We start from the raw sequence: 26,420 nt of genomic DNA on the forward strand, positions 1-26,420 counted from the left end.
CTCGAATTACCGTGAAGATAAGAAACCGACTTATGCAGCAAGCACCCGTGACAAAGCCCCATGAACAAGATGACGATAACGACGAAATCGACCTGATGGGGTTGTTGGGTACGCTGATCGACCATAAATGGCTGATTGCCGGCGTCACGGGCGTGTTTATGGCGGCAGGCGTTGTCTATGCCCTGCTGGCTACACCCGTGTACCAGGCCAATGCGTTGATTCAGGTAGAAGCCAAGAAAAACGATATGCTGGGTTTCTCCGATATCGGCAGCATGCTGGGTAAAGAGTCACCATCCGCTACAGAAATTGAGCTGATCAAGTCCCGTAAGAATATTGGCGCCGCCGTCGATAACCTGAAGTTAGATATTGAGATTGAGCCCAACTACTTCCCGCTGATCGGTGAATTCATCGCTCGGCGCTTCAAGCCAGATATTGAAAATACTGTGGCTAGCCCGTTGCTTGGCATGAACAGTTTTGCCTGGGGTGGAGAAGAGCTAGAACTTTCTGAGCTTGAGCTCCCCCAAGAGCTGCTTGATACAGACCTGACACTGATCAGCGGCGAAGGTGGCAACTTTACGCTGCTCGATGAAGACAACAATCTATTAGTCAGCGGTCAAGTGGGCCAAACTTATGACCAAAATAGAGTAAAGGTGCAGGTTAAAAATCTGCGAGCGAATCCCGGCACAACATTTAATATAGTCCGGTACCCACGACTGACCACGATTCTGACCTACCAGAAAGCTCTGGATGTCTCCGAGAAAGGTAAAGAGTCCGGCATGGTATCGCTAGCACTCGAAAACACCGAACCAAACATTGCTATTCAAACCCTAAATGAAATCGCCCGTCTATATGTTCAACAAAATATCGAACGCACCTCTGCAGAGGCAGCGCAGAGCTTGGGCTTCTTAAAAGACCAATTGCCGCAGGTGCGTAAAGATCTGGAAAAAGCTGAAGACGCGCTTAACAAATTTCAGATACGCAGCAAATCGATTGACATCAGCCTTGAAGCCAAAGCCATTCTCGACCAGATCGTGGCGCTGGATACCAGCATTTCGACCTTGAAGCTACAACAGGCCGAAATGGACCGGAAATTCACCCCCCAGCATCCGGCCTACCGAGCATTAATGGGCCAATTGGCCGAACTGACCAGCAAACAACAACGTCTGGCCAAGCAAGTTGAAAATCTTCCTACTACCCAGCAAGAACTGCTGAGCCTGACCCGTGATTTGAAAGTCAGCACAGAGATTTATACTCAGTTACTGAACAAATCCCAAGAGCTGGATGTAATGCGAGCAGGCGCAGTAGGTAACGTACGTCTGATCGATACCGCCGATGTAGATTTGCGATATCCTGTCAAACCCAAAAAAGCAATGATTATAATAATCGCGACCCTACTTGGCGCACTGCTATCTATTGGCTACGTGCTGTTCCGTAAGGCGCTCAATCGCGGCATCGAAAATCCAGATGACATCGAGAAGCTAGGTTTACCAGTGTACGCCTCGATTCCATTTAGCTCACTACAGAAAATCGAAGATGAAAAGACCCCTCAACGAGGGACAAGAGCATCCCCCCTATTGACGAGCAGCCATCCAACAGATCTGGCCATTGAAGGCTTACGCAGCTTACGAACCAGCCTGCACTTCGCCATGCTCGAGGCAGAAAACAACCGTCTGATGATTTCCGGACCAAGCCCAAAAGTTGGAAAATCCTTTGTTTCAGCCAACCTAGCCGCAGTGATTGCACAATCCGGCCAACGTGTACTCTTAGTAGACGTAGATATGCGCAAAGGCTACATACATAAGATGTTTGGCATAACTACAGAGAACGGTTTATCTGACTTGCTAGCCAAGCGATGCGATATCAACACTGCGATTCATAAAACCGAAATTGAAAACCTTGATGTAATCGGCCGCGGACAAGTCCCACCCAACCCGTCCGAATTATTAATGCATAAGAACTTCAGTGAGTTCCTCGAACTCATCAGCTCAAAATACGATCAAGTGATTCTAGACACCCCACCCTTTTTGGCTGTAGCCGATGCCGCCATTGTTGGTCGCCAGTCCGGTACCAACTTGATTGTGACCCGTTTTGACTTGAACCCAGCACGCGAAATAGAACTAACAATGCGACGATTTGCCCAAAATGGCATTCAACTTAAAGGCGCAATTTTTAACGGAGTTGAGAAGCGGGCCTCTGCAAAGTATGGGTATGGCGCTTACGGCTATTACAACTACGAATACAAGTCGGATAGCATTTAGTTAAAGTAGCTATTAAAGTTCTCATGAGCGTCCTTAATTATTAAGTCACGCTCAATGACTATGCGAGACAAATACAGCACTTACGCTTAGTAAATCTTTACGCTCTCAGGGACTTGCGAATAATCCTGGGGCGGTAGCGTGCCTAATCTTTTTTAGCTCCCCACTCATAGTACAAGCATACAACAACTAAATACTAAAACTGCGCGGACACTTAACTTTTAAATCTCAAAAGCCCTAATCTTAACTGTACAAAGAAGCAGCCAAAGGTTGCAAATCAGGAAGAAATACTGCAGAACACTTAGCGCCATCATCGCAGAGTAGATAAGCAGTAGTGCGGGGTAAAAGTAAGGCGCTACAGTTTTAGGCTCACCTGTCAATCATAAATACTGCGTAGAAACCTAAACTCAATAAAGTCGTAAAGACCAAAAAACACATATTCATTTTACTATCCGTAACACGTTCAAAGGGAATCGACATGAAAGTCACAGTTTTTGGCATCGGTTACGTCGGTTTGGTCCAAGGTGCCGTCCTCGCTGAGGTTGGTCACGATGTAGTCTGTATCGATATTGATGCCGACAAGGTCGAACGTCTTAAGCAAGGTCATATTCCAATTTACGAGCCAGGTCTCGAAGCACTGGTAAAAGAAAACTACTCTGCGGGGCGTTTAAACTTCACCACAGATGCTGCGGCGGGCGTAAAACATGGTGAAGTACAGTTTATTGCCGTCGGTACACCACCCGACGAAGACGGCTCGGCAGACTTAAAGTATGTGTTGGCAGTAGCTGAAACTATTGCTCAACACATGGAAAAGCATCAGATCGTCATCGACAAGTCTACTGTTCCTGTCGGTACTGCAGACAAAGTCAGTGCACGTATCGCACAAGTGCTGGTGCAACGTCAGCGCGAAGACTTGGGCTTTGATGTAGTGTCCAACCCTGAGTTCCTTAAAGAAGGCTCTGCAGTTGCCGACTGTATGCGCCCTGATCGCATAGTTATCGGTACCAGCAGCACAGCAGCTGAAGACGTGATGCGCGAGTTGTACGCTCCTTTCAATCGCAACCACGAAAAAATTATTGTAATGGACGTACGTAGTGCAGAACTAACCAAATATGCTGCAAACTGCATGCTCGCCACAAAAATCAGCTTTATGAACGAAATGGCTAACCTCGCAGAAATACTCGGTGCCGATATCGAAATGGTTCGCCAAGGCATCGGCTCAGATCCACGTATTGGCTATCAATTTCTGTATGCGGGAGTTGGTTACGGGGGCTCGTGCTTTCCCAAGGATGTTCAGGCCCTCATCCGTACCGCTGATAGCATTGACTTTGACGCAAAAGTGCTAAAAGCCGTGGAAACGAGGAACAATGAACAAAAGTCAGTACTATTCAAAAAGATCTTGAAACACTTTAACGGGGAACTGCATGGTAAAACATTTGCGCTTTGGGGGCTTAGCTTTAAACCTAATACTGACGATATGCGCGAAGCCCCAAGTCGAGTACTGATGGAATCGCTATGGGAAGCCGGAGCTAAGGTGCAAGCCTATGACCCAGAAGCCATGGAAGAAACTCAGCGTATTTACGGGAGCCGAGATGATCTGAGCCTATGCGGCACTAAAGAATCTGCACTTAAAGGCGCTCATGCATTAGTAATCGTGACAGAATGGCAAGAGTTTAAGGCACCAGACTTTGAGTTAATTAAGCAACACCTAAAAATGCCTTTAATATTTGACGGAAGAAACCTTTTCGAGGTCAAACGAATGGACAAAAAGAACATTACATACTATTCAATTGGTCGACAAATCTAACGCCAATACTCAACCAAAAAATCACTCTACAAAGGCCTATCCCTCCTTGCTCAAATACATCAAGCGACTAACTCAAAACAAATTTGTTCGCAATGTAGCCATAGTTGCAACGGGAACTGCAGGCGCTCAAGCAATTGCAATGGCCTTCTCACCGGTTATTACCCGAATCTATAGTCCAGATACTTTTGGAGCCATGGGTACGTTCATAGCCATTTTCGATATTATCAGTCCACTGGCAGCTCTAAGCTATCCGCTAGCCATGGTGTTACCAAAGCATGACTCAGAGGCAATAGGGCTAGCAAAGATATCGCTATGGATTGCTCTGTTGACCTCGATAGCAATAACCCTAGCGCTCTATTTTTTTAAAGCCCCTATCATCCACACATTCAACCTGCAATCTATAGAGCCCTATATTTTACTACTTCCAATTACTATGTTTTTTTCAGTGCTTGTGGCCATTACAGGTCAATGGACCATCAGGAAAAAGCTTTTTAATCTCAAGGCCAAGTCGACTATAATTCAATCTCTGATAATCAACATGATGAAATCAGGTTTGGGACTGATTAGCCCTTCAGCTATCATACTTATAGGTACGACTTCCTTCGGATACCTGTTACAAGCCGGACTGACGTGGGCAGGGATAAGGATAAAAAACAAAAAGGAACCGAAGAAAATACAAAGCAATATCAGGTTTAAAGATCTACTAAGACAATACCGCGATTTCGCTATTTTTCGCTCGCCACAGATACTGCTCAATAGTGTTGGCCAAAGCTTACCAATACTTATGCTCGCAAATTTATTCACCCCAGCCTCAGTGGGATTCTATGTTTTAGCGCGAACAGTACTTTTCGTCCCTTCTAACTTAATAGGCGCTTCAGTAGCAGAAGTCTTTTACCCAAAATTTGTCGAAACACTTCACCAAGGTAAAAGCGGAAGAGAAATACTAATTAAAGCATGCGCATCATTAGCTGCCGTAGGATGTATTCCATACCTCATTATAATTGCCTTTGGACCATGGCTATTTTCATTAATTTTTGGAGACGAGTGGAGAGAAGCCGGAGAGTACTCTCGCTGGATGTCAGCCTGGTTATTTGTAGTGCTGACAACCCGACCAATTATTGCTGCCATTCCAGCGCTGTCCCTACAAGGACTTTTTTTAGTATTTGAGGTAATTGCAGTAGCTATACGCATAGTAGCAATACTACTAGGTTATTTTTGGTTTGATTCAGCACTAGGTGCAATAATGGCTTTCAGCTTAAGTAACGTAATAATTTACTCCGCACTTACCGCACTGATAATTAGCAAAGCTTGAAGCTTATTTCTCATACGTACAATGGCCAACTTAGCAGCTTCTAATAACATCAACATCGAACTTATTTAAATTAGCAACTACTAAAAATATCATAACTAACAAGTCAAGAATCAGCAGGCAACAATGACAAATAAATTAAGTAACGACGTCAAACAAGACGAAGAAAACACCCACCACCGAAAACCATTAGTAAGTATTATTCTACCAACCTACAACCGTGCAAAATTTTTAATCGAAGCAATTGATAGCGTTTTAGCGCAAAAAACAAGCTTCCAGATAGAAGTAATCGTAGTCGATGACAACTCAACTGACAACACTTCAGAGATAATGAACTCTGTAAGTGATTCTAGAGTAAAGTACATCGCTCTTAAAAAGCGACATGGTGGCGGCGGGGCCAGGAATAAAGGCATAGAAAAGTCTCAAGGTAAATATATTAGCTTCATTGATAGCGATGTGACTTGGCTACCCTTCAAACTTGAAAAGCAAATATCCAAGCTAGAGTCCAACCCTGAATACGCTTGCGTATATTCAACTTTCTACAAAATAACTCCTGCCGGAAAAAAAGAAATACAGCCTAAAAAAACATACAATGGTTGGGTGAACAATAATTTATTGCATTCAAATTTCATTGATACTCCAACAGCAGTAGTTAGGCGCGACGCTATAGATGAAGTTGGCAGCTTTGATGAAAAACTACCACGCTTTCAAGACTGGGAATTATTCATTCGAATTTCTGAAAAATACCAAGTTTATTGCTTTCAGGACCCAATGATAGAGTCTCTTGACCTACCTGACTCAATTTCTAGAAATGATGCGGCGAGACACGAAGCACTGCTACACATCTACAACAAACATTCAGATGCATTCAAAAAATCCAAAGAACTACATAAAAATATACTTTTAAAATTAGCTAATGCCAACTTCATTCTAGGCAACAAACGTGCAGGAGCACTCTATATAAGTCAAGCAAAGGGCATGCTTAGCACTCTAGAATTGATCACTTACAGCATAATCAGCAAACTCCCAATAAAACTTATTCTCAGCTTGAATAAATTAAAGAAAAGGCTGTGACCTCTAAATTATGCGCATCCAGAATAACGTAAAAATCATTTCACCCTTTTCATCATTTATCGGCGCCTGGTTACTTGTACTATTTCTTTACGCATTAAACGCCAGTGATATATTAGCTTATGACACCATCACAACTATAGGCATAACATTACTAATACTAACACCATTTACTCTTGGTTATTTTTTCACCTCTGCATTCCGCTCAATCATTAAAAAATCAAACCTTATAAAGAATACATACCGAGGAGTATTAGAGGACAATAAAAAGGCGGTAGCTCAACGAGTTAGCTTTATGACTTATCTCTTCATAATAATCTTAGTGGTGGAGATAGCAGTAGAGGGCTACATACCTCTGATCACAATGTTATTGGGCAAAAGTATTTCTCAATTTGATTTTGGCATCTCAAGTGTCCACGGATTTCTCCTCGCACTTGGCGCTATAAATATTACTGCAAGTTACTACGTTTACTTAAAATACAAAGAGAAGAATTTCCTTTTTTTTGTATTCCTATATTTTATTGTCTTTGCTCTTTTAGTTACCCGCAAAATGATGGTCATATCTATCATTCAAATGTTTTTTGTATACATCTGCTTAAGAGGCAAACCTCCAGCAAAGAAAATATATTTATTCGCCACGCTTGCTATTATTGGCATTGTGACGTTCGGAGTGGTTGGCGACATCCGAACTGGTAGAGAAGCTTTTATATCCTTAGCTCACCCAAATTTTGAATATCCCGACTGGCTACCTTCCGGATTTATGTGGGTATATATATACATAACAACCCCATTGCTCAACCTAACAAACGCCATATACACAACATCAACACATACTTACGACCTTCAGTTTGCATGCTCTATGTTGCCTGGCGTTATACGAGAAAGCATTGGCTGCTCTAACGCTGGAATTGGATTCGATAACGACTATCAGATATCAGGTGCATTTAATATTGCAACTGGATATATCTCATTATTTACATCTTGGGGAGTGGCAGGCATTGTTATTTTTAGCACTCTGCACGGAAGTGCTGCATTAGCCTTCTTCTCCAGAGTCAAGCCCACAATAATGAATATCTTGAGCTACTCAGTATTCATGCAAACCACTATGCTACTTATTTTCTCTAATGGCTTTTTTAATTTAAATATCGTCACACAGTTTTTAATATTGGCATTTTGTTTCAGACGGTGCACAAATTTAAAACTAAGCAATTAATTTATTTATGGAGAGCGGTATGAAGAGCGCCGTAATATTCGGTGGAACAGGGTTTATCGGTGTTTTTTTCGCAAAGCTTTTACTTGAAAAAAATGAAGTCAATAAAGTCTACCTGTTCGACAGGGAAGCCATCGATAAGAAAACCAGTGCCTTTAGAAGAAACTTAGTATCTTCCGATTCGCGAATCGAGATAGTTGAAGGTGATGTCCGCGAAACTATTGAGTGGGCTCCCAGAGACCATGTAAGCTTAACAGTGAATTTTGCAGCAGTGCATCGCGAACCAGGGCATGCTGGATTTGAGTACTATGAAACCAATCTATTAGGTGCCGAAAACGTATGTAATTGGGCAGAAAAAGTTGACTGCTCACACTTAATATTCACCAGCTCTATCTCTCCATATGGGCCTAGCGAACAAGAGAAAGATGAGAGTAGCTTACCTGTTCCAACAACGGCCTATGGGGGGTCAAAATTAGCAGCTGAAAAAATACATCAAATATGGCAGGCCCGCGAATCAAAAAAACGACACCTCGTCATTGCTCGCCCGGGTGTAGTTTTCGGACCAGGCGAAGGTGGCAATGTTTCGCGCTTAATCAAGGCAGTGCTACACCGTTATTTTTTCTATACTGGCAATCAAAACACTCGAAAAGCTGGCACTTACGTTAAAGAACTATGTAACGCTATGCTGTGGGCATTAGAACATCAAAACAAAACCGATTCAAAAGTCAGCTTATTTAATATGTCAATGAATCCTGGACCTTCAATCAAGGAGTATGTAGATACTGTTTGCAGGGTCGCCAATGTTAAACGCTCCGTCCCAAGTATTCCTTATCCGCTATTACTAACAGTGGCTTATGCGATTGACCTTGTTGCCCGCCCACTAGGTATCAAGCACCCATTTAGTCCTGTGCGCATTCGTAAACTGGTAAGATCCAACAACATACTTCCCCACTTCTTAGTCGAAAATGGATACATTTATCAGTATGACTTAGAAGGCGCACTGGCCGACTGGAAAAAAGACTGCCCTGAAGAGTGGGCTTAAACCATGCTTACTCCAAAGATAGCTTGCATTATCCCGACCTATAACGGTAGAAATGATCTAGTACGGCTACTTAAGTCGCTGACGAGTCAAACTAGTACCTTCGACCTTTTCATTGTTGACTCCAGCTCTAAAGACGGAACTCTAGAAGTTGCCAAATCACACTGCAGCAACGTACTAAGCATCCCTAGCGCAGAATTCAATCATGGCGGGACGCGGCAATTAATGATTGATCGCAACCCTGGATATGACATATATGTATTCCTCACTCAAGATGCTTATCTAGAAGATCACCAAGCCATTGAGAAAATTGTCTCTCCATTTATTGATGCAAAAGTTGCAGCTGTATGCGGCCGTCAACTTCCTCATCTAGATGCTTCGCCATTAGCTCAACATGCTCGCGCCTATAATTATCCGGCACACACAAGAATCAAGTCGCTTAATGACGCACCAAAACTCGGCATAAAAACAGCATTCATGTCAAACTCCTTTGCTGCTTATCGTCGCGACTCTCTATTAGAGGTCGGTGGATTTCCGCAACATGTAATTTTCGCTGAAGATATGTACACTACAGCAAAAATGTTGTTAGCTGGTTGGAAAATCGCTTATCAGGGAGAAGCTAGCTGCCGGCATTCACATAACTATACAATAACTGAAGAGTTCCAACGTTATTTCGACATGGGCGTTTTCCATGCTCGCGAGCCTTGGATTAGAAATAGTTTTGGTGGCGCAGGCGGTGAAGGACTTAGTTATGTAAAGTCAGAGTTTAAATTCCTAGGGCTCTCTCGGTTTTACCTATGGCCTTCAGCTGCCATCCGCAATGGTTGTAAATTATTAGCTTACAAACTTGGCCAACAGGAGAGCAAGCTATCTATTCCCTTCAAGAAGAGACTAGGTATGTACAAACGCTATTGGGATAGCCCACACGCGGAGAAAAAATAATGCGCGTTATTGTTACCGGCGGCGCCGGTTTTATCGGTTCAGCCGTTATTCGTCATCTGATCGAAAATACCACTTCTGAAGTTGCCAACCTAGACAAGCTAACCTATGCTGGAAACTTGGAATCTCTGGCATCGGTAGAGACATCCCCGCGCTACCATTTTTATCAGATCGACATCTGTGATGCTCAAGCACTCGATGATGCATTTTGTGCATTTCAGCCAACAGCAGTTATGCATCTAGCGGCAGAGTCTCATGTTGATCGCTCAATTGATGGGCCATCAGATTTCATCCAAACCAACATTGTTGGTACATATAACCTTCTGGAGGCAACACGCCGTTACTGGAATGAGTTACCTTCCGATGCCAAGATAAATTTCCGATTCCACCATATATCCACAGATGAGGTGTATGGCGATCTGGATGGTACAACTGAACTATTTACTGAAACGACACCCTATTCCCCCAGTTCGCCCTACTCAGCATCCAAGGCAAGTTCGGACCATCTAGTTCGTGCTTGGCAGCGCACTTATGGTTTACCGGTGCTGCTGACCAACTGCTCTAACAACTATGGCCCTTATCACTTTCCGGAAAAACTTGTTCCCCATGTGATTCTCAATGCGTTGGCTGGCAAACCGTTGCCTGTTTATGGTGATGGTTCGCAGATTCGCGATTGGCTCTACGTGGAAGACCATGCGCGGGCGCTGTTTGAAGTTGCATGCAAAGGCATCGTTGGCGAGACTTACAATATCGGCGGCCACAACGAAAAGCGCAATCTGGAAGTAGTGGAGAGCATTTGCGATTTGCTCGATGAGCTAGTGCCGCTCGCATTGAGCAATGAAGGTATTCGAACTTACAAAGAGCTGATTACATTTGTGAAGGACCGGCCTGGACATGATCGGCGTTATGCAATCGATGCTTCAAAAATTGAACGAACGCTAGGCTGGGTGCCGCAAGAGACATTTGAAACTGGGCTGCGCAAAACAGTGCAATGGTATTTAGATAATGACCAGTGGTGGCAGCGAGTGTTGACTGGTGATTATCGTTTAGGCCGATTGGGCACCGACGTTTGAATTCAATCTATACCAATCAGCACTACTCGAGCTAAGTGTCAGGTAACAGCCAGTTCCCGATTCAAATATCAAAGGATATTAAATATGAAAGGCATCATTCTTGCGGGCGGTTCCGGCACACGCTTGCACCCTATTACCCGTGGCGTATCAAAGCAATTGCTGCCTGTTTACGACAAACCAATGATCTACTATCCCTTATCGGTTTTAATGCTTGCTGGTATCCGTGAAGTACTGATCATTTCCACACCTGAAGATCTGCCTAACTTCCGCAAATTACTTGGTGACGGTTCAGAGTTCGGTATTGAACTTAGCTACGCAGAACAGCCATCGCCAGATGGACTGGCCCAAGCCTTCTTGATTGGTGAAGATTTTATCGGCGACAGCAACGTATGCCTGATCCTTGGCGATAATATTTTCTATGGCTACGGATTCAGCGCGATGCTGGAGCAGGCAGCCAATCGCAAGACTGGTGCAGTCATCTTCGGCTATCACGTTAGCGACCCGGAGCGTTTCGGAGTAGTTGAGTTTGATACGACTGGAAAAGCAATGTCCATCGAGGAAAAGCCCACTCAACCGAAATCAAACCATGCTGTAACAGGATTGTATTTCTATGACAACTCAGTTGTCGAAATTGCAAAACAAGTAAAGCGCTCTGCCCGTGGCGAATTGGAGATCACCGATGTAAATAACGCTTACCTCCAGCGCGGCGACTTGCATGTGAGCTTGTTGGGCCGTGGCTTTGCATGGCTGGACACAGGCACTCACGACTCGTTGATGGAAGCCAGCCACTTTGTTCACACCATTGAAGCGCGCCAAGGCCTGAAAGTTGCTTGCCTTGAAGAAATAGCATATAACCAGGGCTGGCTATCAGCAGAGCAGTTGGCATCTCAGGCCGAAGCCCTCAGCAAGACTGGTTACGGACAATACTTGGCGCGCCTGCTTACTCTGGAGGCTAGTAAGTGAAGGTTATTGAAACAGCTTTGCCAGGCGTATTGATCATTGAGCCTAAGGTATTCGGTGATCAGCGCGGCTTCTTTCTCGAAACCTTTCAGGCCGAACGTTATCGTGAAGCCGGTATCACGCAGCCCTTCGTCCAGGATAACCACTCTCGTTCGCAGAAAGGAGTGTTGCGCGGTTTGCATTTTCAGCGATCGCGACCACAAGGCAAGTTGGTCAGTGTAAGCCGAGGTTCAGTCTATGATGTCGCGGTGGATATTAATCCGGAGTCACCGACTTGCGGTCAATTTGTAGGCGTAGAGCTCAACGATGATAATCATCGTCAATTCTGGGTTCCACCGGGCTACGCACATGGATTCTGCGTACTAAGTGACACTGCTGATTTTCAGTACAAGTGCACAGACCTGTACTATCCTGAGGACGAAGGCGGCCTGATCTGGAATGACCCTGAGGTCAATATTCCTTGGCCGATGGAGACACCAAAGTTGTCTGCAAAGGATCAATCCAACCCTACTCTACGCCAGTTACTGGAAAGGTAGGTTTAGCGTCCATTATCATTTCTGGTGTTCTGAGAAAAGCTATCCCTAGAGCATGAGTCAGCATTCAGAGAGCAGATGACGATTGAACTCATTTGCCGTTTATACCCGCTCAAGCATGCGATATTCACTGCTATATGAAGCTCTACGTTATAAATCGTCAGCTACCCGCACCTGTTGGCGCGGGTAGTCTTAGGGCGGTATTGTGAAATTAAATGCTCGCGATGAAACGACTTTGGCTAAAAGTTTGTCGTATCATGCAGCACCCGAGCACTTGATGTGAGTTCGTAACATCAAGTACTTACGCTCAAGCAGCAACGTCAATACTGACTGGATTTTCAAAAGGATTTCCCTATGAATAAATTTATCGTTTCCGCACTGACCCTGGCCTTGAGCACTACTGCTTTTGCCGCCGAACCTGTTGCAGCACCTGCTGACGACGCTGTAGCTGAAGCACCCGCTGCAGAAGCAGGTTCCCTGGCAACTGAAACCGGCGTTCTGGGTGGCGTAAGCACTACTACCGCAGTTGGCTTGGGCGTTGCCGCAGCAGCCGGCATTGCAGCCGCAGCTTCGGGCGGTGGTGGTGGTGGCGGTGGCAACGGCGGCACTACTGGTACTACAGGCACTACTGGCACCACGGGCACTACCGGTACCAACTAAGTACCTGCCAGGTCGAAAGGACTAAACCACCTGGAAAATTCCAGGCATTTGATTTTGATGTGTTTCCTTTACAAGTGTCCTCAATGATGATTCGTAGTTTGTCGCTCGCGGTACTTGCAGGGTTCGCCCTGCAAGGTTGTATGTTTGCGCCCGGTCAGTACCTGGATACCAGTGAGATCGGAACTGAAGGCTCTCCAGAAAGCAGTCGGGTCGAGTTAATCCCCATCACCCCAAAACTGATTGCGCAAAACGCGGCGACCTACGTTTCAAGCTCGGTGCCGGCAGAATTGCTCGCATTCAAGCCTAAGGCTTATCGGATCGGTGCCAACGATGTGCTGTATATCACCGTTTGGGATCATCCGGAGTTGACAGCGCCTTCCGGCCCGCAACAACAAATTGATTCTAACGGTCGCTTGGTGCGTCCTGACGGCACAATCTTTTATCCTTATATTGGGCGGGTAGAAGCAGCGGGCAAAACCATTGAAGAGCTGCGATTGACTATTGCTGATCGCCTTCAGCAATACGTTGACAGCCCTCAGGTGGACTTGAACGTTTTGCGTTTTGCCAGCCAAAAGGCAATTCTTGCCGGTGCCGTCACCAAAGCCGGACCGATGCCTATCACTACTTCACCGCTAAGTGTGGTTGAAGCTCTGGGTGCAGCTGGTATTCAGTCATCAACTGCAGATATGTCCGGCCTCATACTGACCCGTGACGGTCAGGAATACGTGCTGGATATCGATGCTCTGAACAACAACGGTTCACAGCTACAGAATGTGTTTTTGAAGGACGGCGACCAACTGTACCTGCCTTATAATGACCGCAAAAAAATCTATGTTATGGGTGAAGTGCTTTCTCCCCAGGCAATACGCTTCAAAACCAAAAACATCAACCTTGCTGATGTGGTCGGTTCCGTTGGTGGTTTGAATCAGACCACCTCCAACGGCAATGCGCTTTATGTGATACGTGGTGCCGAGAACCTTGAGACGCAACCAGTCAAGGTCTTCCAGCTAAATGGAGAGTCGCCGGTATCCTTTGCGATTGCCCGCCATTTTGAGCTGAAGCCTCAGGACATCGTCTACGTTGGCCCTGCACAAGTCACCCGCTGGAACCGTCTGATCAGTCAATTGCTGCCATCGGCAACCATTCTGGGTACAGGCGCTGCAGCCGGTAACAACCTCAGTGAAGCCAGCAGCCGATAAGGTTTGAGCCGTTTTGAAAACTCTTCGTAACCGCTCATGCCTGATGGCGTGCCTGTTGCTGTGTGGCTGTAGCCCGCTGATGCAGGGTTCTCTCGATACCTTTAAGGCCGCCGTGCAAGGCGTGGAGCCGCTGCAGTTGACAGCCGCCGATGTCGCGGCCGTGCCTTATGCGCAAATCCTGGTGACAACACCTTCCAGTGAAGGTGTTATGGCCAGACTTCGCCAGCAGGGCGACCTGCAGTACTGGGTCGCCTCGGGCAAACAAGTATTGCTGATGCGTAACGGCCTGGTGGTTCGTACCACCGGGCTGCAACCCGGCCTGGATGGCACCCGTTTCGACGGGCAGTCACCATTCAAGCGCGGTTTGCAGCATGTGGCGGATGGCGAGCGCAGCACGCGCTGGATCGATATCTATCAGGGTGAGCAGGTTGGCCTAGCGGTGAATAGCCGCTTTGTGCGTAAAGGCCTGGAAACCGTGACCATTCTCGACAAACCTTATGTGCTGCAGCGCATCGATGAAAAATTTGAAATTCCGGCCCTGGGCTTTAGCGGCACCAACCATTTTTGGGTGCGACCCGAAGACGGGGTGATCCTGCAAAGCGAACAATATGTTACGCCAGGGCTTGAGCTACGCATTGTCCATCTGCGCCCTGACTGGGAGGCTGCCCAGTGATCTCTTTTAAAAAACTGGCCCTGTGCGTGCTGCTTAGTCATACCGCGATCAGTCAGGCCGCCGTATCCGTCAGCGGTGATGTGCTTAAACCCGTCAGCGTGGCTTATAAACCCGGCATGCGTTTACTGGATGTAATCAGTCAGGCCCGGCCCAACCCTGAAAGCTACTGGCTGGCAGCCGCATGGCTGCATCAGCCGGAAGTTGAGAAACAAACGCGGCTGAAGGTAGGGGTGCTGTTTGACCTGAAAATGCTGCAGCGCGGCGCCTTGCTCAATAACAACCACGGCCTCGCGGCGGTGGCGGCACGCCTGCACCAGGACATCAGCCAATTGCCTGTCACTGGCCGTAAAGTGGTTAACCTAGACCCGATCGCGCTGGAAGTCGGTTTTGCCCACAACTATCTGCTCAGTGATGGCGACAAGGTTAGTTACCCGGCGCGCACCGATAGCGTGACCGTACTGGGCGCCGTGGAGCACGACTGCACCCTGCCCTATCAACCTCTGCAGCAAGTACGTGACTACCTCGACAGCTGCCCGCGGCTAAAAGAGGCAGAGTCGGACTTCTTGTGGCTGATACACCCTGATGGCACTTACAAGCGTGTTGCCATTGCTGCCTGGAACCGTGAGGACGGCATATATGCCGTGGCGGGCAGCAAGATTCTGGTGCCCGTGCGCAATGACAATGCCGATTTGCCCACACCTGATTTAAACGAGCAGTTGGCGCAATTCCTCGCCACCCAACCGCTGGCTGAGGTTGCACCTTGAAGTTACGTTTTGTTGTTGTCGCCTTGTTACCCTACAGCCTGGCCCATGCGGAGCCACGCTATACCCAGAATGACTTTGGTGGTGTCGGCCTGCTGCAAACACCCACTGCACGCATGGCCCCTGCAGGTGAGTTAAGCCTGAACGCCAACCGCACCGAACCCTATTCACGCTATAGCCTGTCCTTGCAGCCTCTTGACTGGCTGGAAGGCACGTTTCGTTATACCTCTATCAGTAACATTAAATACGGACCGGCCGATATTACTGGCAACCAAAGCTACAAGGATAAAGCGGTAGATGCGAAAGCACGCCTTTGGCAAGAAAGCCACTGGCTACCGGAAGTAGCACTGGGTTTTCGCGATATCGGCGGTACCGGCCTGTTCTCCAGTGAATACTTTGTGGCCAACAAACGTTACAAGAACCTGGATTTCAGCCTGGGGATTGCCTGGGGTTATATCGGTAACCGTGGCGACCTGGACAACCCGCTAGGGTATTTCGATGATCGCTTCGACACCCGCCCCGATACTGAAGGGACGGGGGATGTAAACACCAGTTCTTATTTTCGGGGCAAGCCGGGATTGTTCGGCGGCGTTGCGTATCAAACACCGTGGGCGCCTTTAAGCCTTAAGATTGAATACGACGGTAACGACTACAAACATGAGCCTAAAAACAACAACCAGGTTCAAGACTCCCCGATCAATATCGGCGCAGTCTACAAGCTGAACGACAATATCGATCTGACCGCAGGCTGGGAGCGCGGCAATACCGCCCTGTTCGGTATCACCTTGCATACCAACTTTGTCAGCCGCAAGGCTCCGGTCAAAAGTTATGATCCGCCGGCGCAACCACTACCAGCACAGGCACCTGTCGCGCCTCTGGGAGAGGTCGACTGGGCTACGGTATCGCAACAGCTGGAAAAAAATGCCGGCTATAAAGTCGAGCGAATCGCCCAGCGCGATTCCGAACTGATGGTATATGGCGAGCAGTCCAAATATTTCTACGCAGCTAAAGGCGCAGGCCGGGCCAGTCGTATTCTGGACAATACCGCCAATGATCAGATCCAGTGGTTTACGATGGTGAACAAGCGTTATGACATGCCCGTGGAAGAAATCAGCGTCCCGCGCTCGACCTTTCGTGACGTGGTCAATAACGAACAGGATCTGGTCAATCTGCATCGCACCACCGAGGTCAACCGCGCTACTGCCCACTATGATAAAACCTTGTATCAGCACAAGCCTGACCCCTTTACCTATGGCTTTGGTCTGGGCTACCAGCAAAACCTCGGTGGGCCTGATGGGTTCCTGCTTTACCAGATAAGCGCTTATGCCGAGGGGCAATATCGCTTTACCCCAAATACATGGGCAAGTGGCGGGATCAGCGTCAACCTGCTGAACAACTTCGACAAGTTCAAATATGACGCGCCAAGCAACCTGCCCCGCGTACGTACTGACTTGCGCCAATATGTCACCACCTCAGATATCACCATGCCCGCCTTGCAACTTAACAAGGCCAAACGCCTGGACCAGGATCTATATGGCATGGTCTACGGCGGCTATCTGGAGTCCATGTATGCCGGTGTCGGCGGCGAACTCTTGTATCGCCCCATGGGTGAACGCTGGTCGATCGGTGCCGATTTGAACTATGTGCGGCAGCGGGAATTTGACCAGGGCTTTGGCCTACGTGATTACCGCACAGTAACCGGCCATATCACCTCTTACACCAAGCTGCCATTCGATCTGGACGCCGCAGTCAGCGTAGGTCGATATCTGGCCCGGGACTGGGGTACCACCATTGATATCTCCCGCGAATTTACCAATGGGGTTAAGTTCGGTGGCTGGGTAACCCGCACAACGGCATCCAGTGAAGAATATGGCGAAGGTAGTTTCGACAAGGGTATCTATATCTCGATTCCGTTCGACGAGATGATGAGTGTCTCGACCATGAGCCGCGCCAATATCGCCTGGGCACCGCTTACGCGGGACGGTGGCGCCATGCTGCATCGCCAGTACTCGCTGCATACCATGACCGATGGCCGCAATCGTGATGCCTTCTATGAAAACTTCGAGAAGATCACCGAGTGAGGCAGCTGATTCAACGCCTGGTTGATCTGCCCTTCTGGCTGCGCGCACTGCTGTTTTTGGCCGTGTGCGCTGGCCTGCTGTTTACCGGTTTGCGCACGCGGCCAATTCCGCAGGTTTTTGCCCAGGAAGACAAGCTGCATCACTTTATTGGTTTTTTCGCCCTGGCATTCAGTTGCCGCCTTGCATTTTTGCATATCCGGCTACTTTGGCTCGCCATTAGCTGCGTGCTGGCAGGACTGCTGATTGAATATGCCCAGGCTCTTCTGCCCTTGCGCACTGCTTCGTTTTACGACGCGCTTGCCAATACGGCAGGGGTAGCCCTGGGCCTTGCAGTGGCAGGGTGCTGTTCGCGCCATAGCATTAAGGATTGAATAAGCGCTATGGGCATGCTATCGCGGGCCGATTTTACTGTTGGCAACGGTATTTATCCTGAAAAATCGACCTTCGATATTTATAAGCTGACAAATTGCCAGCTAAAACAACACTAAATGTAGTAAATGTTATAAAATGTCTGCTTCGATATCGGCTTATATGGCAAAATCCCACAGCCTCTAAGTACTTGGGTTAGGTGATATGCTTGCCGCAGGATGCACTACCGATATTCAGGCCCCCAAAGCGCTTAATTTTTTTTACAGCGAAGCGCTGGTCGAAGATATAGCACAGCTTGTCACTGCTGAGGTGAGGCATCTTGACGCCTGCGATACCCTGGGGAATATGGCTTACGATTTTAGTCGCACAGAAGCTGTTTTTATTGAAGTGAATGCACCGGAGGCCATCAATGATGGTCTGGAATTGCTCAAGCATATCCGCCTGCTCAATCAGGTCGCCTGTATTTTTATTCTGGTAACCCATAACAAGTCTTTCAGCAGTATCAATTATTACCTTGCCGGCGCCGACCACTGCATCAAGTTACCAACTGACCTGCTGGAAAAGCAGGCCGTGCTGTTACGCACTTTCGAGGAATCACACTGGGCCACAAACACCCGTTTGACCCTTGATCGCACACGACTGTTATTGTGCAGCGACAGGCAAAAAATTGAAATTTCATACACAGAAATGATCATTATCGACGCACTGATACAGGCGCCTCAGCATGTACTGAGCCAGGACAGCATTGCCAAAACCCTGGATCCCAATATTGTTTTTTATGACCCGCGGGCACTGGAAAAAACCATCAGTCGCCTAAGAACAAAGATTAAAAAAGCTTATAACCTGGAATTGATCTTTAGTGTTCGCGCATTCGGATATCGACTGCGTCGGGGCACTATCCTGAAATAACTATTACTTCATGAGCTGCGCTGCAGACCGCTGTAGTTCGCCACTAGGCATCAGCCTGACACCGACGAATGGAGACGTTGAAGCATGAAGGTAACACTCAGATTTTCCGCCTATCTACCCTCGGCCAATCACAGTCCGATTGCACATACCTATGGCTTGCCCTGCGCAACCTATCAACTACAGCCTGCAAACCAGCAGACCTGCGAATCCGACCGTCATCTATGGCGCAAGACGCATTTCGCACCCTGGGGTTGCTGGGCAAATGCACAACATGGCATGGTATCTACCTTCAATCACGTGTCAGAGGTTTCTCGCGCGATAACGGTAAGCAAACCTTACTTGCTGGACATCCACCCCTACTCCCCGGGCCTGACTGTTATTCCTACTTTGAAAACTACCCCGACCTCCCCAGCCACTACCGCCACCGCACACTATTCCAGCAGCCCTGATACCTGGTTATTTTGCTTTGAGGCACAACAGCTGTGCAATAACACCGCCTGCATTCAGCTGACCGCCATTGAATCACTGCTGATCAAGACCTTAAGCCAAAGAGATGAGCGCATTTGCAGCAAGCAGGAACTTATTATCGGCATTAATAAAGACACATACAGCTATAGCGGCTTGGAAATGTGCCTGAGCCGACTGCAGAGCAAGTTTAAAGCGGTGTTTGGCGAGCGCCTGTTTCGCTCGGTACGCAATCGTGGTTATTGCCTGGTTCAAGATGTGCAAGTCGCCTAATAAGTGGCATAACGCAATCATCTAACTACCAGATACAGGCAGTTAGCTATTATATCGACATCACTCCACGCCATAATTTTTTGATTTATTGAAAATAACATCTGACCCAAGCATTGTTATAAAACGTCGACCCCCTGCTACTGATAACCTTTACTATCAAGGTTTCGTGTGGCCACTATCTACTTCAGTTATAGCGCCACTCAACGCCTGCACATGGAAGAGTGCTGTGATTTATTCCTGTCAGTTGCTCCCATAGTCAAGTACTTATCACAAGGCTGCTACCTTGATTCATACACGTCTAGATCGTAAAACCGTGGCCAGAGGGCTTACTTTTTGGGGGCAGTGGGCTGTCGCCATGGCTTTTGTCATTGCCTTGTTGATGTCACTGGTCTATACCAAATTCGGCAGCGTCGATATCCATTACCGCATCCTCGCCGTTCTGACCCTGCTGGTATCAGTGCCCGCCTATTCCGCCACCCATGTTTACTATAAAAGGCACACGGCTTTTAACGGTTGCGTCCGCCTGTTTCTCGGCTGGACCCTGACCCTGGCGTGCATGAGCACCATTGGTTTTCTGACCAAATCCGGCGAACTGTTTTCCCGGGAAACCCTGCTCAGCTGGGCCGCGCTGGGCTTTCTGGTACAGGTGCCGCCGTATTTGATATTGCATCGGCTGTCCAGATTTTATCACCAGCGTAACAACCACCATTACAACAGCCTTATTATTGGTTCTGATGGTGTTGCCCTTAAACTGGCCGACAGCTTTATTCAGCAAAATCATTTTCCGCTGGTGGGGGTGGTCAGCGCTTCGCCTTTTGAGGACGCCACCAATTCCCCTCTGATCGTGGGTGAACTGGCCCAGCTACGCTCACTGATTACCGAGCACAATATCCGCCGGCTGTATATTTCCTTGTCCCTACAAGAAGCCCAGCGTATTGAAGCCCTTTATATCGATCTGCTTGACCTGAATGTCGACGTGGTCTGGGTACCGGACCTGGACAGCATGATGCTGCTTAACCATTCGGTCAGTGAAATTGGCGGCCGCCCGGCCATCCATTTGAATGAAAGCCCGCTTACCAGCTATCCAACTGCTGCCTTGAGCAAGGCATTGATGGAGCGCTCGCTGTCACTGGTCGCCATTATCTGCCTGAGCCCGGTGCTTGCAGCGATTGCCATTGCCGTGAAGTTATCGTCCCCCGGCCCTATCCTGTTTAAACAGCATCGCCATGGCTGGAATGGCAAAGTCATCAAGGTATGGAAGTTCCGCTCCATGCAAGTTCATGATGACAAACAGGTTAAACAAGCCAGCCGCAACGATTCACGGGTAACAGCAGTTGGCCGCTTTATCCGCCGCACTTCGCTGGATGAACTGCCGCAACTGTTTAATGTGTTACATGGCGATATGGCATTAGTGGGGCCACGTCCTCACGCCGTTGCCCATAACGACTATTACACTGGCAAGATTCACGCCTATATGGCCCGCCACCGTATCAAACCCGGTATTACCGGCCTGGCACAAATCAGCGGTTGCCGCGGCGAAACCGACACCATTGAAAAGATGCAAAAACGCGTTGAGATCGATCTTGATTACATTAATAACTGGTCGCTCTGGCTCGATATCAAAATCATGATCAAGACACCGCTGACTTTGATCTCGAAAGATATTTACTGACAGTAGAGCGCCCTACCTCTGTGGGAGCAAGCCTGCTCGCGATGTTCTTTAAAACTTCGCGAGCAGGCTCGCTCCCACCCACTGAATAGCTTCACTCCCCCCGTACCTCCCGCCCCTTACTCCCTCCGTGACTCTTCCTTCAAATTCGCACTCAACACCCCCTCCGCAATAACAACTCCAACACTCTTATCCATCTTTAGTTGCCAGCCATTAAATTGGCGTCAATATACCCGCCAATTAACCCACTCTAACCACTCAACAAAACAATCTCATCTTCTCGACAGAAAACATACATGGCGATATGATATCATCCCATCAATCAACCCCCACCCAAACAGGATGTTTTGTGTGCCGAAGTTCTTTTATACGGACTGCGTAATAACCGATCTTAAACAAATAGACTTTCACCGTGACGAGTTCACTGCCCGTATCAATGGGCGCACGGCCAAACGCCTGGCCATGACCCATGACCTTTATCACCACCTGATGGGCGCTGACCGCAGTGGCAAAAGCCGGGTCTGGTTTTACGCCCCCGGGTTCAATAAAGCGCTGGTTATCGCCGCTGTACGGCCTGCCGGCCAAGAGCACAGCCTGCTGCGCAATCGCGCAATCAGCAGCCCTTATAAAATGCTGTTCAGAACCCTGCTTGCCGGCCTGCTGGCCTGGTTCGCCACCTGGGCCTTGCTGGCGATTCCTGTGCTGACCTGGTACGGCGCCAACGCGCAAAAGGGCGTGCCTTTACTGGAAACCCTCAGCCTGCAGATCGGGATGGGGGTTGCGCTGCTGAGCTTCTGCTATTGGCTGTGGGTTCGGGTAAAAATGCACCGGCTGGAGCGCTGGCAAGCGGGGGATCTAACGCCTTATACCCAGGCGCATATTTCTACATCTGAGCCCACCCCACAGGCCATACCCAAAGCTGTCACAGAGCCCACCCCGGAGCTTGTCGATTAACCACTGGCGGTTACCCACGCCAGCGGTTTTGCCCCCCTTCTATATCCCTGGGTACCGGGGGCAGCCCTCACAGCGTTCGTCAGGTGCAATGGATGGCCATTCTTTATTTTCAGCTTTTAATCATCGTTACTCTTTACCTCGCGAGCCTCGTCGGTAAAAAGTCATTGGTTATTGCCTGTGCTGCATGGTCTTTATTTACCCTTGCAAAGGTGTTTATCCCCGGCTTGCTCCTGCTCCAGTTGCTGACTATCTGGGCCTGCTATTGGCTTTTTAAGCGCAAAAAAAACAACACCGTGCAGGCGCCTGCCTCAGCGCCTGCCGATGAGCAGCCGACAGCCGCAACGCCCATTGAAAGTCCGCCTGCGGAGGGCGCTTTTCTTCGTTCTATCGAGACGCTAAACACTGCCGTCTCGTCCTTCAATGCCTCGGTCTGCTTGAGCCTTGAGGTTGATAAAGCCACTGCCTCGCTCGCAGCCGTGGTGTTCACTGAGAAACTTGGCACTGAAAAGGCCCTGCTACGCGCGCAAGCGGTGTTAAAGCTGGCAGCCTGGCGCCAGGAACATGGCGAGAAAGGTTGGGCGCACTATCTGCAAGCGCAGGCCATGTACAGCAAAGCGCTCGAGCTCAGTACCAGCGGCGCCGTGGCCGCATCTGCAGCCGAGTGGAGGCTTGCCGATTTTTCCCGCGCCCCCGGTGAGGGAGATAGCCCTCTGGCGATTGCCATTGAGGCCAAAAAGCGCCAGCTTCAAAGCGAGCGGGACAGGTTTTTCAGGGATATTGTTGAGCAAGTCTGGGCTAACGTCCCCCTTCGCACTGCCATGGCTGATGAGCTGTGCAAGATGGGCGGCGAAAAGACCTGGGAGTGCATTTCCCGCATAGCGGCGCAGGTCCACAAACCGCCTGCGCGTCTTACGTTCGGCGCGGTACTGGGCAAGGTGCAGACGTCAACGGCTGATGGTCACACACCCGTGGTACTCAGCCCTGTCTCAATAGGCTATTTCCCCGGGCTTCTGCGCAAACAGGCACTCGAGACACGGGTGCGCGCCCTGCAACTGCCCTATCTGGTTCATTTCACCCGGGTCGAGAACCTGCCTTCGATCATGCAGCATGGCCTGTGCTCCATCACCACCCTGAATAAGCAACAGATTGACTTCAGGTTTAACGATCATTTACGTCTTGAGGGGCAGCCCAGCGCCATTTGCCTATCTATCGGCCATCCCAATGACAAAATGTTCGCCAGTTACCGCTGGAAAAACCCTGAGCAAGGCTGGGCCGTACTGGTGATTGATCGCAGCGTTTTATGGGCACTGGATACGGCATTCTGCACTCTGAATGCTGCAGATCACCGAATTCGCCAACGCCCCCTCGATGACCTTAAAACCCTGGACGCCTTCGACAGCCTGTTTATGCCGTTGAGCCATCTGCCCTCCCGTGAAGAAAGCAGGCTGTTGCCCTGCGACCCTACCGATGTACAAGCCGAGGTTTTAGTCTTCGACATATTGCCGCCCGAGCTTATCAAGGGCGTGGTTTTCAGTGACCCGCACAGCCTGCAAACGTATAAAGACTGCATAGCAGACAAACCTGCGCACCTGCACACTGAGAGCCGTGGCTTTCTCGGCGCAAGAACCTATGCGCGCAAAACCGGATGGACTTATTGATGGCCAGCAGACCCGTTTTTATCCCTGCCCTTGAAGGCCAGGCACTGGTGAGTACACGCAACCTGGACTTCCAATGGTTTGCAGGCCTGAGCCTGTCCCAGAAACAAAAATCCATCGGCGCACTGCATCAGGCAGCCCATGCATTACCCGGTATGGACAAGGTGCTGGAGGTGTCCAGCAAGTCCACGGAGCCTCTGGGCGTCGCCCTCAGCGCGTTTAATCTGTGCTTTGCTCACTCGGTGCCCGGCCATTTCTTGAGTGTCGAATGCGCTTTCCAGGGCAGCAAGGTGTTCGAACAAGGCGGCCCTTTTACCGATATCTATGCAATGACCTCCCGCGAGGCAAAACGTGATGAGCGGCTGCGTTGTTCTGGCAGGCTTACAGGCTTCGAGTTCGCGAACGTGCAATGGCCACTGGAACCGCAAACAGCGTTTTATGACTGGCTGTATATCAGCGCGCTGAAACACCGGGCGGACCTGGCGGAGCCACTCTCGGCCTATTCTGCGTTCACCGACATTGAGTTCAACCCGCAAAAGTCCATCAATTGCCAGGCTTACTCGGTTGCGCTCTTCGTATCCCTGCAGCAGAGAAACCACCTCGAACAGGCCACTGCGTCGCCAGCGGCCTTTCTCCGTTATTTAGGCTCCAGACCTGTGGTCAGCGCGCAGCAGGACGACCTGTCGCAGGGGCGGCTGTTCTGAACTTGCCCAGGTAAAGACGCGGCCCGCTCCATTGTGATCGACAAACCATGGCTGGACAGGGAGCACCTCTGGCAGACACGCTTTTGCACCAAGACCGGGCGGGTCGAAGAAAGCGGCTTCGCCAACCGCTCAGATCCAGCCCGGTGCCTGGCCGCCGTACTCAGGTAGATTCAGCACAACTTCTGTTCCGCAGTTCGACCCATTCCTCAAGCCTCTGGCTGACCCAGCCCTGATAGCCGTCTTCCTTGTAAACAAACGGATTTTTGACTGCGCCGGTTCCGAGGTCGACATACATCAGGCGCATGCTCAACAGGGTGCCGTCCTTATGCTTGACCCCTCCGTATTGGCAGGTCACCTCATCATTGTGCGGTGACCCGGAATCATTGGCAGCCTTGAATGCGAGCCTGATGGCCGGGTAAAGAAACGTGCCCTGCCCCTGTTCAACAATGGTTTTGTAGCGCGTACGAATTTCCAATGCAGTCGTATCAGCCACGGGCAAGGTTTCAAGCCCTTCGGGGAAGATGCGCGCCCTGAGCAGGACCACCTCTTCGGGGTTCTTGACCAGTTTAAATACCGCCGCTGCGCAGTTCTCGAACATTCCATAGGCCAACCGGGGATTGCTGCCAAAGCGGTAATAACTGAACAGCGCGACCAGCAATCCGATGCTCAGAATCACAGCCAGGGCTACCAGCACTCTTCTGTAAATAGGTCGCACCTTTATGCTCCAGAAGCTAAAGCGCAGAACCTAGCACCCGACTTCAAGGCTGTAAGTAAGCCTTTTCTGACAGATATCTCTTATGCAACTGCTGCCCCTCTGCCTCGCAATCAACACGCCATGGCCCAAAACGGGCAAGCGCCGGGCATTCAACTGACACCCGTATCGGTCGCAGCGGTCTCGGGCTATTGCTTGACCCCAGCATGCCGCGCAATGCTTCTCACACCACGCCTTATCTCATTCTCAGCAAAAGCGGTATGCGGGAGTCCTGGTAAATGATGCCCACTCATTCGGACGCCACCCCTAAAGCTTCGGAACGCCTCATTTTCCTGTAGCCAATAAAAAAGTCTGCAGACCCTAGCACCCTATTCAAGCTGGGCTAACTTCGCGCCAGCAAGAACGGGACTCCAGCAATGGGCGCTCGCGGCAACGGCGCCCATTGCTGCTGGATAACGAGTAACGATGTCACTCGCAATGCCACTGAGGTTATTTCTCCTCTCTCCATGCTCCATGCCCAGGGATTTAGCATCTTGAACTCATCAACGTCCTTTTATGAGATCCAAAGATCTTCTGCTAAGGTCGCGGGATCACACTGTCCGACATTCTCCCTGGGCGTCTCTAGTGAAAAAGTGAAAGTCAAGCTCCGATGGTCGCACATCTGGTTTCTGATTCTGATGTAGAGGTTCAGATAGATCTCTATTTCAACATTCACCAGCATTCAGGCATTATGCGTTGCCTTTAAATCGCCCCCCCCCAGCCACGCTACAGCAAGGAAAGCAATTTCAGAATGAGCATTGAGAGTAGAAAATTTAGAGATGACATTAATGGCCTTCGTGCATGAGCCGTAATAGCAGTCATCTTCTACCATTTCGGCGTGTATGGATTTGCAGGCGGATTTGTTGGTGTAGATATATTCTTCGCGATATCTGGTTTCCTGATGACTGGCATTGTAGTTGAGGGCCTAGAGCGCAGTAAGACTACGCCGTTCTCTGTAATCGGATTCTATATGGCCAGAGCACGCCGTATTTTGCCCGCTCTAATTGCTCTTTGTGCGGCATTACTAGGCTCTGTACGTAAAGTATTGTCGCAAGCACCGCATAGCGCAGGCCAATGAGACCATCGCCGCAAAACTTGTTG

At 49.1% G+C, this 26,420-nt stretch carries 23 protein-coding genes and 1 pseudogene; 23 read left to right on the forward strand and 1 reads right to left on the reverse strand.

The genetic code is table 11. The annotated features are described in order from the left end of the window. Nucleotides 1-32: 32 nt before the first annotated feature. The 22 genes from GHN92_RS20235 to GHN92_RS20340 all read left to right on the forward strand — a co-directional run bounded on the left by GHN92_RS20235 (nucleotide 33) and on the right by GHN92_RS20340 (nucleotide 24,568). Complete coding sequence (locus GHN92_RS20235; protein ID WP_153380948.1) at nucleotides 33-2,258, forward strand: polysaccharide biosynthesis tyrosine autokinase; 2,226 nt, start codon at nucleotides 33-35, stop codon at nucleotides 2,256-2,258. A gap of 475 nt (nucleotides 2,259-2,733) precedes the next feature. Continuing rightward, nucleotides 2,734-4,062 (forward strand): UDP-glucose/GDP-mannose dehydrogenase family protein, encoded by a 1,329-nt coding sequence (locus GHN92_RS20240; protein WP_153380950.1) that lies wholly within the window; start codon nucleotides 2,734-2,736, stop codon nucleotides 4,060-4,062. Nucleotides 4,063-4,108: 46 nt separating this feature from the next. Next, the gene (locus GHN92_RS20245; RefSeq protein ID WP_153380952.1) at nucleotides 4,109-5,374 is read left to right on the forward strand and encodes a lipopolysaccharide biosynthesis protein; all 1,266 of its coding nucleotides are present in this window, start codon (nucleotides 4,109-4,111) and stop codon (nucleotides 5,372-5,374) included. A 123-nt stretch (nucleotides 5,375-5,497) separates the two neighbouring features. Continuing rightward, nucleotides 5,498-6,445 carry a glycosyltransferase family 2 protein gene (locus GHN92_RS20250; protein WP_153380954.1) on the forward strand — a complete coding sequence of 316 codons (948 nt, stop codon included), beginning with the start codon at nucleotides 5,498-5,500 and terminating at the stop codon, nucleotides 6,443-6,445. 10 nt (nucleotides 6,446-6,455) lie between these two features. Beyond that, entirely contained in the window at nucleotides 6,456-7,655 is a 1,200-nt protein-coding gene (locus GHN92_RS20255; RefSeq protein ID WP_153380956.1) for an O-antigen polymerase, read from the forward strand. Nucleotides 7,656-7,674: 19 nt separating this feature from the next. Further along, entirely contained in the window at nucleotides 7,675-8,694 is a 1,020-nt protein-coding gene (locus GHN92_RS20260) for an NAD(P)-dependent oxidoreductase (RefSeq protein ID WP_178102657.1), read from the forward strand. A gap of 3 nt (nucleotides 8,695-8,697) precedes the next feature. After that, the gene (locus GHN92_RS20265) at nucleotides 8,698-9,633 is read left to right on the forward strand and encodes a glycosyltransferase family 2 protein (protein ID WP_153380960.1); all 936 of its coding nucleotides are present in this window, start codon (nucleotides 8,698-8,700) and stop codon (nucleotides 9,631-9,633) included. Then, nucleotides 9,633-10,703, forward strand: coding sequence for a dTDP-glucose 4,6-dehydratase (gene rfbB, locus GHN92_RS20270; protein WP_153380962.1), 1,071 nt, complete (start codon nucleotides 9,633-9,635; stop codon nucleotides 10,701-10,703). The genes GHN92_RS20265 and rfbB overlap by 1 nt, the downstream gene beginning before the upstream one ends. 84 nt (nucleotides 10,704-10,787) lie before the next feature. Then, nucleotides 10,788-11,666, forward strand: a complete 879-nt coding sequence (rfbA, locus tag GHN92_RS20275) for a glucose-1-phosphate thymidylyltransferase RfbA (protein WP_153380964.1) — start codon at nucleotides 10,788-10,790, stop codon at nucleotides 11,664-11,666. Beyond that, entirely contained in the window at nucleotides 11,663-12,199 is a 537-nt protein-coding gene (gene rfbC, locus GHN92_RS20280; RefSeq protein WP_178102658.1) for a dTDP-4-dehydrorhamnose 3,5-epimerase, read from the forward strand. Before rfbA ends, rfbC begins: the two co-directional genes overlap by 4 nt. A 351-nt stretch (nucleotides 12,200-12,550) precedes the next feature. After that, nucleotides 12,551-12,856, forward strand: coding sequence for a hypothetical protein (locus GHN92_RS20285; RefSeq protein WP_153380966.1), 306 nt, complete (start codon nucleotides 12,551-12,553; stop codon nucleotides 12,854-12,856). 86 nt (nucleotides 12,857-12,942) lie between these two features. Next, nucleotides 12,943-14,055 (forward strand): polysaccharide biosynthesis/export family protein, encoded by a 1,113-nt coding sequence (locus tag GHN92_RS20290; protein WP_153380984.1) that lies wholly within the window; start codon nucleotides 12,943-12,945, stop codon nucleotides 14,053-14,055. A gap of 13 nt (nucleotides 14,056-14,068) precedes the next feature. After that, a complete protein-coding gene (locus tag GHN92_RS20295) occupies nucleotides 14,069-14,728 on the forward strand; it encodes a YjbF family lipoprotein (protein ID WP_306108748.1) in 660 nt (219 codons plus the stop codon). Beyond that, the gene (locus GHN92_RS20300) at nucleotides 14,725-15,492 is read left to right on the forward strand and encodes a capsule biosynthesis GfcC family protein (RefSeq protein WP_178102660.1); all 768 of its coding nucleotides are present in this window, start codon (nucleotides 14,725-14,727) and stop codon (nucleotides 15,490-15,492) included. The genes GHN92_RS20295 and GHN92_RS20300 overlap by 4 nt, the downstream gene beginning before the upstream one ends. Continuing rightward, on the forward strand, nucleotides 15,489-17,570 hold the full coding sequence (locus GHN92_RS20305; RefSeq protein ID WP_153380968.1) for a YjbH domain-containing protein: 2,082 nt from the start codon (nucleotides 15,489-15,491) through the stop codon (nucleotides 17,568-17,570). The genes GHN92_RS20300 and GHN92_RS20305 overlap by 4 nt, the downstream gene beginning before the upstream one ends. After that, complete coding sequence (locus tag GHN92_RS20310; protein ID WP_178102661.1) at nucleotides 17,567-17,941, forward strand: VanZ family protein; 375 nt, start codon at nucleotides 17,567-17,569, stop codon at nucleotides 17,939-17,941. The genes GHN92_RS20305 and GHN92_RS20310 overlap by 4 nt, the downstream gene beginning before the upstream one ends. Nucleotides 17,942-18,143: 202 nt before the next feature. Next, nucleotides 18,144-18,848, forward strand: a complete 705-nt coding sequence (locus GHN92_RS20315) for a winged helix-turn-helix domain-containing protein (RefSeq protein ID WP_153380970.1) — start codon at nucleotides 18,144-18,146, stop codon at nucleotides 18,846-18,848. 84 nt (nucleotides 18,849-18,932) lie between these two features. After that, nucleotides 18,933-19,586 (forward strand): helix-turn-helix domain-containing protein, encoded by a 654-nt coding sequence (locus tag GHN92_RS20320; protein WP_237148836.1) that lies wholly within the window; start codon nucleotides 18,933-18,935, stop codon nucleotides 19,584-19,586. A 355-nt stretch (nucleotides 19,587-19,941) separates the two neighbouring features. After that, nucleotides 19,942-21,258, forward strand: a complete 1,317-nt coding sequence (locus GHN92_RS20325; RefSeq protein WP_256666521.1) for an undecaprenyl-phosphate glucose phosphotransferase — start codon at nucleotides 19,942-19,944, stop codon at nucleotides 21,256-21,258. Nucleotides 21,259-21,606: 348 nt separating this feature from the next. Then, nucleotides 21,607-22,209, forward strand: a complete 603-nt coding sequence (locus GHN92_RS20330) for a hypothetical protein (protein WP_153380974.1) — start codon at nucleotides 21,607-21,609, stop codon at nucleotides 22,207-22,209. 434 nt (nucleotides 22,210-22,643) lie between these two features. Beyond that, nucleotides 22,644-23,867, forward strand: coding sequence for a DarT ssDNA thymidine ADP-ribosyltransferase family protein (locus GHN92_RS20335; RefSeq protein ID WP_256666522.1), 1,224 nt, complete (start codon nucleotides 22,644-22,646; stop codon nucleotides 23,865-23,867). Beyond that, on the forward strand, nucleotides 23,867-24,568 hold the full coding sequence (locus tag GHN92_RS20340) for a hypothetical protein (RefSeq protein WP_153380978.1): 702 nt from the start codon (nucleotides 23,867-23,869) through the stop codon (nucleotides 24,566-24,568). The genes GHN92_RS20335 and GHN92_RS20340 overlap by 1 nt, the downstream gene beginning before the upstream one ends. A 160-nt stretch (nucleotides 24,569-24,728) precedes the next feature. Here GHN92_RS20340 and GHN92_RS20345 read toward each other — a convergent pair whose 3' ends face one another. After that, a complete protein-coding gene (locus GHN92_RS20345; protein WP_153380980.1) occupies nucleotides 24,729-25,244 on the reverse strand; it encodes a hypothetical protein in 516 nt (171 codons plus the stop codon). An 886-nt stretch (nucleotides 25,245-26,130) separates the two neighbouring features. Between GHN92_RS20345 and GHN92_RS24265 the strand changes: the two are divergent. Next, nucleotides 26,131-26,346, forward strand: a pseudogene (locus GHN92_RS24265) (acyltransferase family protein); the annotation flags it as partial. Nucleotides 26,347-26,420 lie beyond the last annotated feature (74 nt).

Source organism: Pseudomonas sp. FSL R10-2964 (genome assembly GCF_009600035.1).
Classification (GTDB): domain Bacteria; phylum Pseudomonadota; class Gammaproteobacteria; order Pseudomonadales; family Pseudomonadaceae; genus Aquipseudomonas; species Aquipseudomonas bubulae.

Bases quoted from the DNA above. Each gene is read 5' to 3' on its own strand.
- GHN92_RS20265 (WP_153380960.1), top strand. From the start codon at position 8,698: ATGCTTACTCCAAAGATAGCTTGCATTATCCCGACCTATAACGGTAGA.
- GHN92_RS20235 (WP_153380948.1), top strand. From the start codon at position 33: ATGCAGCAAGCACCCGTGACAAAGCCCCATGAACAAGATGACGATAAC.
- GHN92_RS20255 (WP_153380956.1), top strand. From the start codon at position 6,456: ATGCGCATCCAGAATAACGTAAAAATCATTTCACCCTTTTCATCATTT.
- GHN92_RS20340 (WP_153380978.1), top strand. From the start codon at position 23,867: ATGGCCAGCAGACCCGTTTTTATCCCTGCCCTTGAAGGCCAGGCACTG.
- rfbA (WP_153380964.1), top strand. From the start codon at position 10,788: ATGAAAGGCATCATTCTTGCGGGCGGTTCCGGCACACGCTTGCACCCT.
- GHN92_RS20285 (WP_153380966.1), top strand. From the start codon at position 12,551: ATGAATAAATTTATCGTTTCCGCACTGACCCTGGCCTTGAGCACTACT.
- rfbB (WP_153380962.1), top strand. From the start codon at position 9,633: ATGCGCGTTATTGTTACCGGCGGCGCCGGTTTTATCGGTTCAGCCGTT.
- GHN92_RS20250 (WP_153380954.1), top strand. From the start codon at position 5,498: ATGACAAATAAATTAAGTAACGACGTCAAACAAGACGAAGAAAACACC.
- GHN92_RS20325 (WP_256666521.1), top strand. From the start codon at position 19,942: ATGGCTTTTGTCATTGCCTTGTTGATGTCACTGGTCTATACCAAATTC.
- GHN92_RS20240 (WP_153380950.1), top strand. From the start codon at position 2,734: ATGAAAGTCACAGTTTTTGGCATCGGTTACGTCGGTTTGGTCCAAGGT.
- GHN92_RS20320 (WP_237148836.1), top strand. From the start codon at position 18,933: ATGAAGGTAACACTCAGATTTTCCGCCTATCTACCCTCGGCCAATCAC.
- GHN92_RS20260 (WP_178102657.1), top strand. From the start codon at position 7,675: ATGAAGAGCGCCGTAATATTCGGTGGAACAGGGTTTATCGGTGTTTTT.
- GHN92_RS20290 (WP_153380984.1), top strand. From the start codon at position 12,943: ATGATTCGTAGTTTGTCGCTCGCGGTACTTGCAGGGTTCGCCCTGCAA.
- GHN92_RS20315 (WP_153380970.1), top strand. From the start codon at position 18,144: ATGCTTGCCGCAGGATGCACTACCGATATTCAGGCCCCCAAAGCGCTT.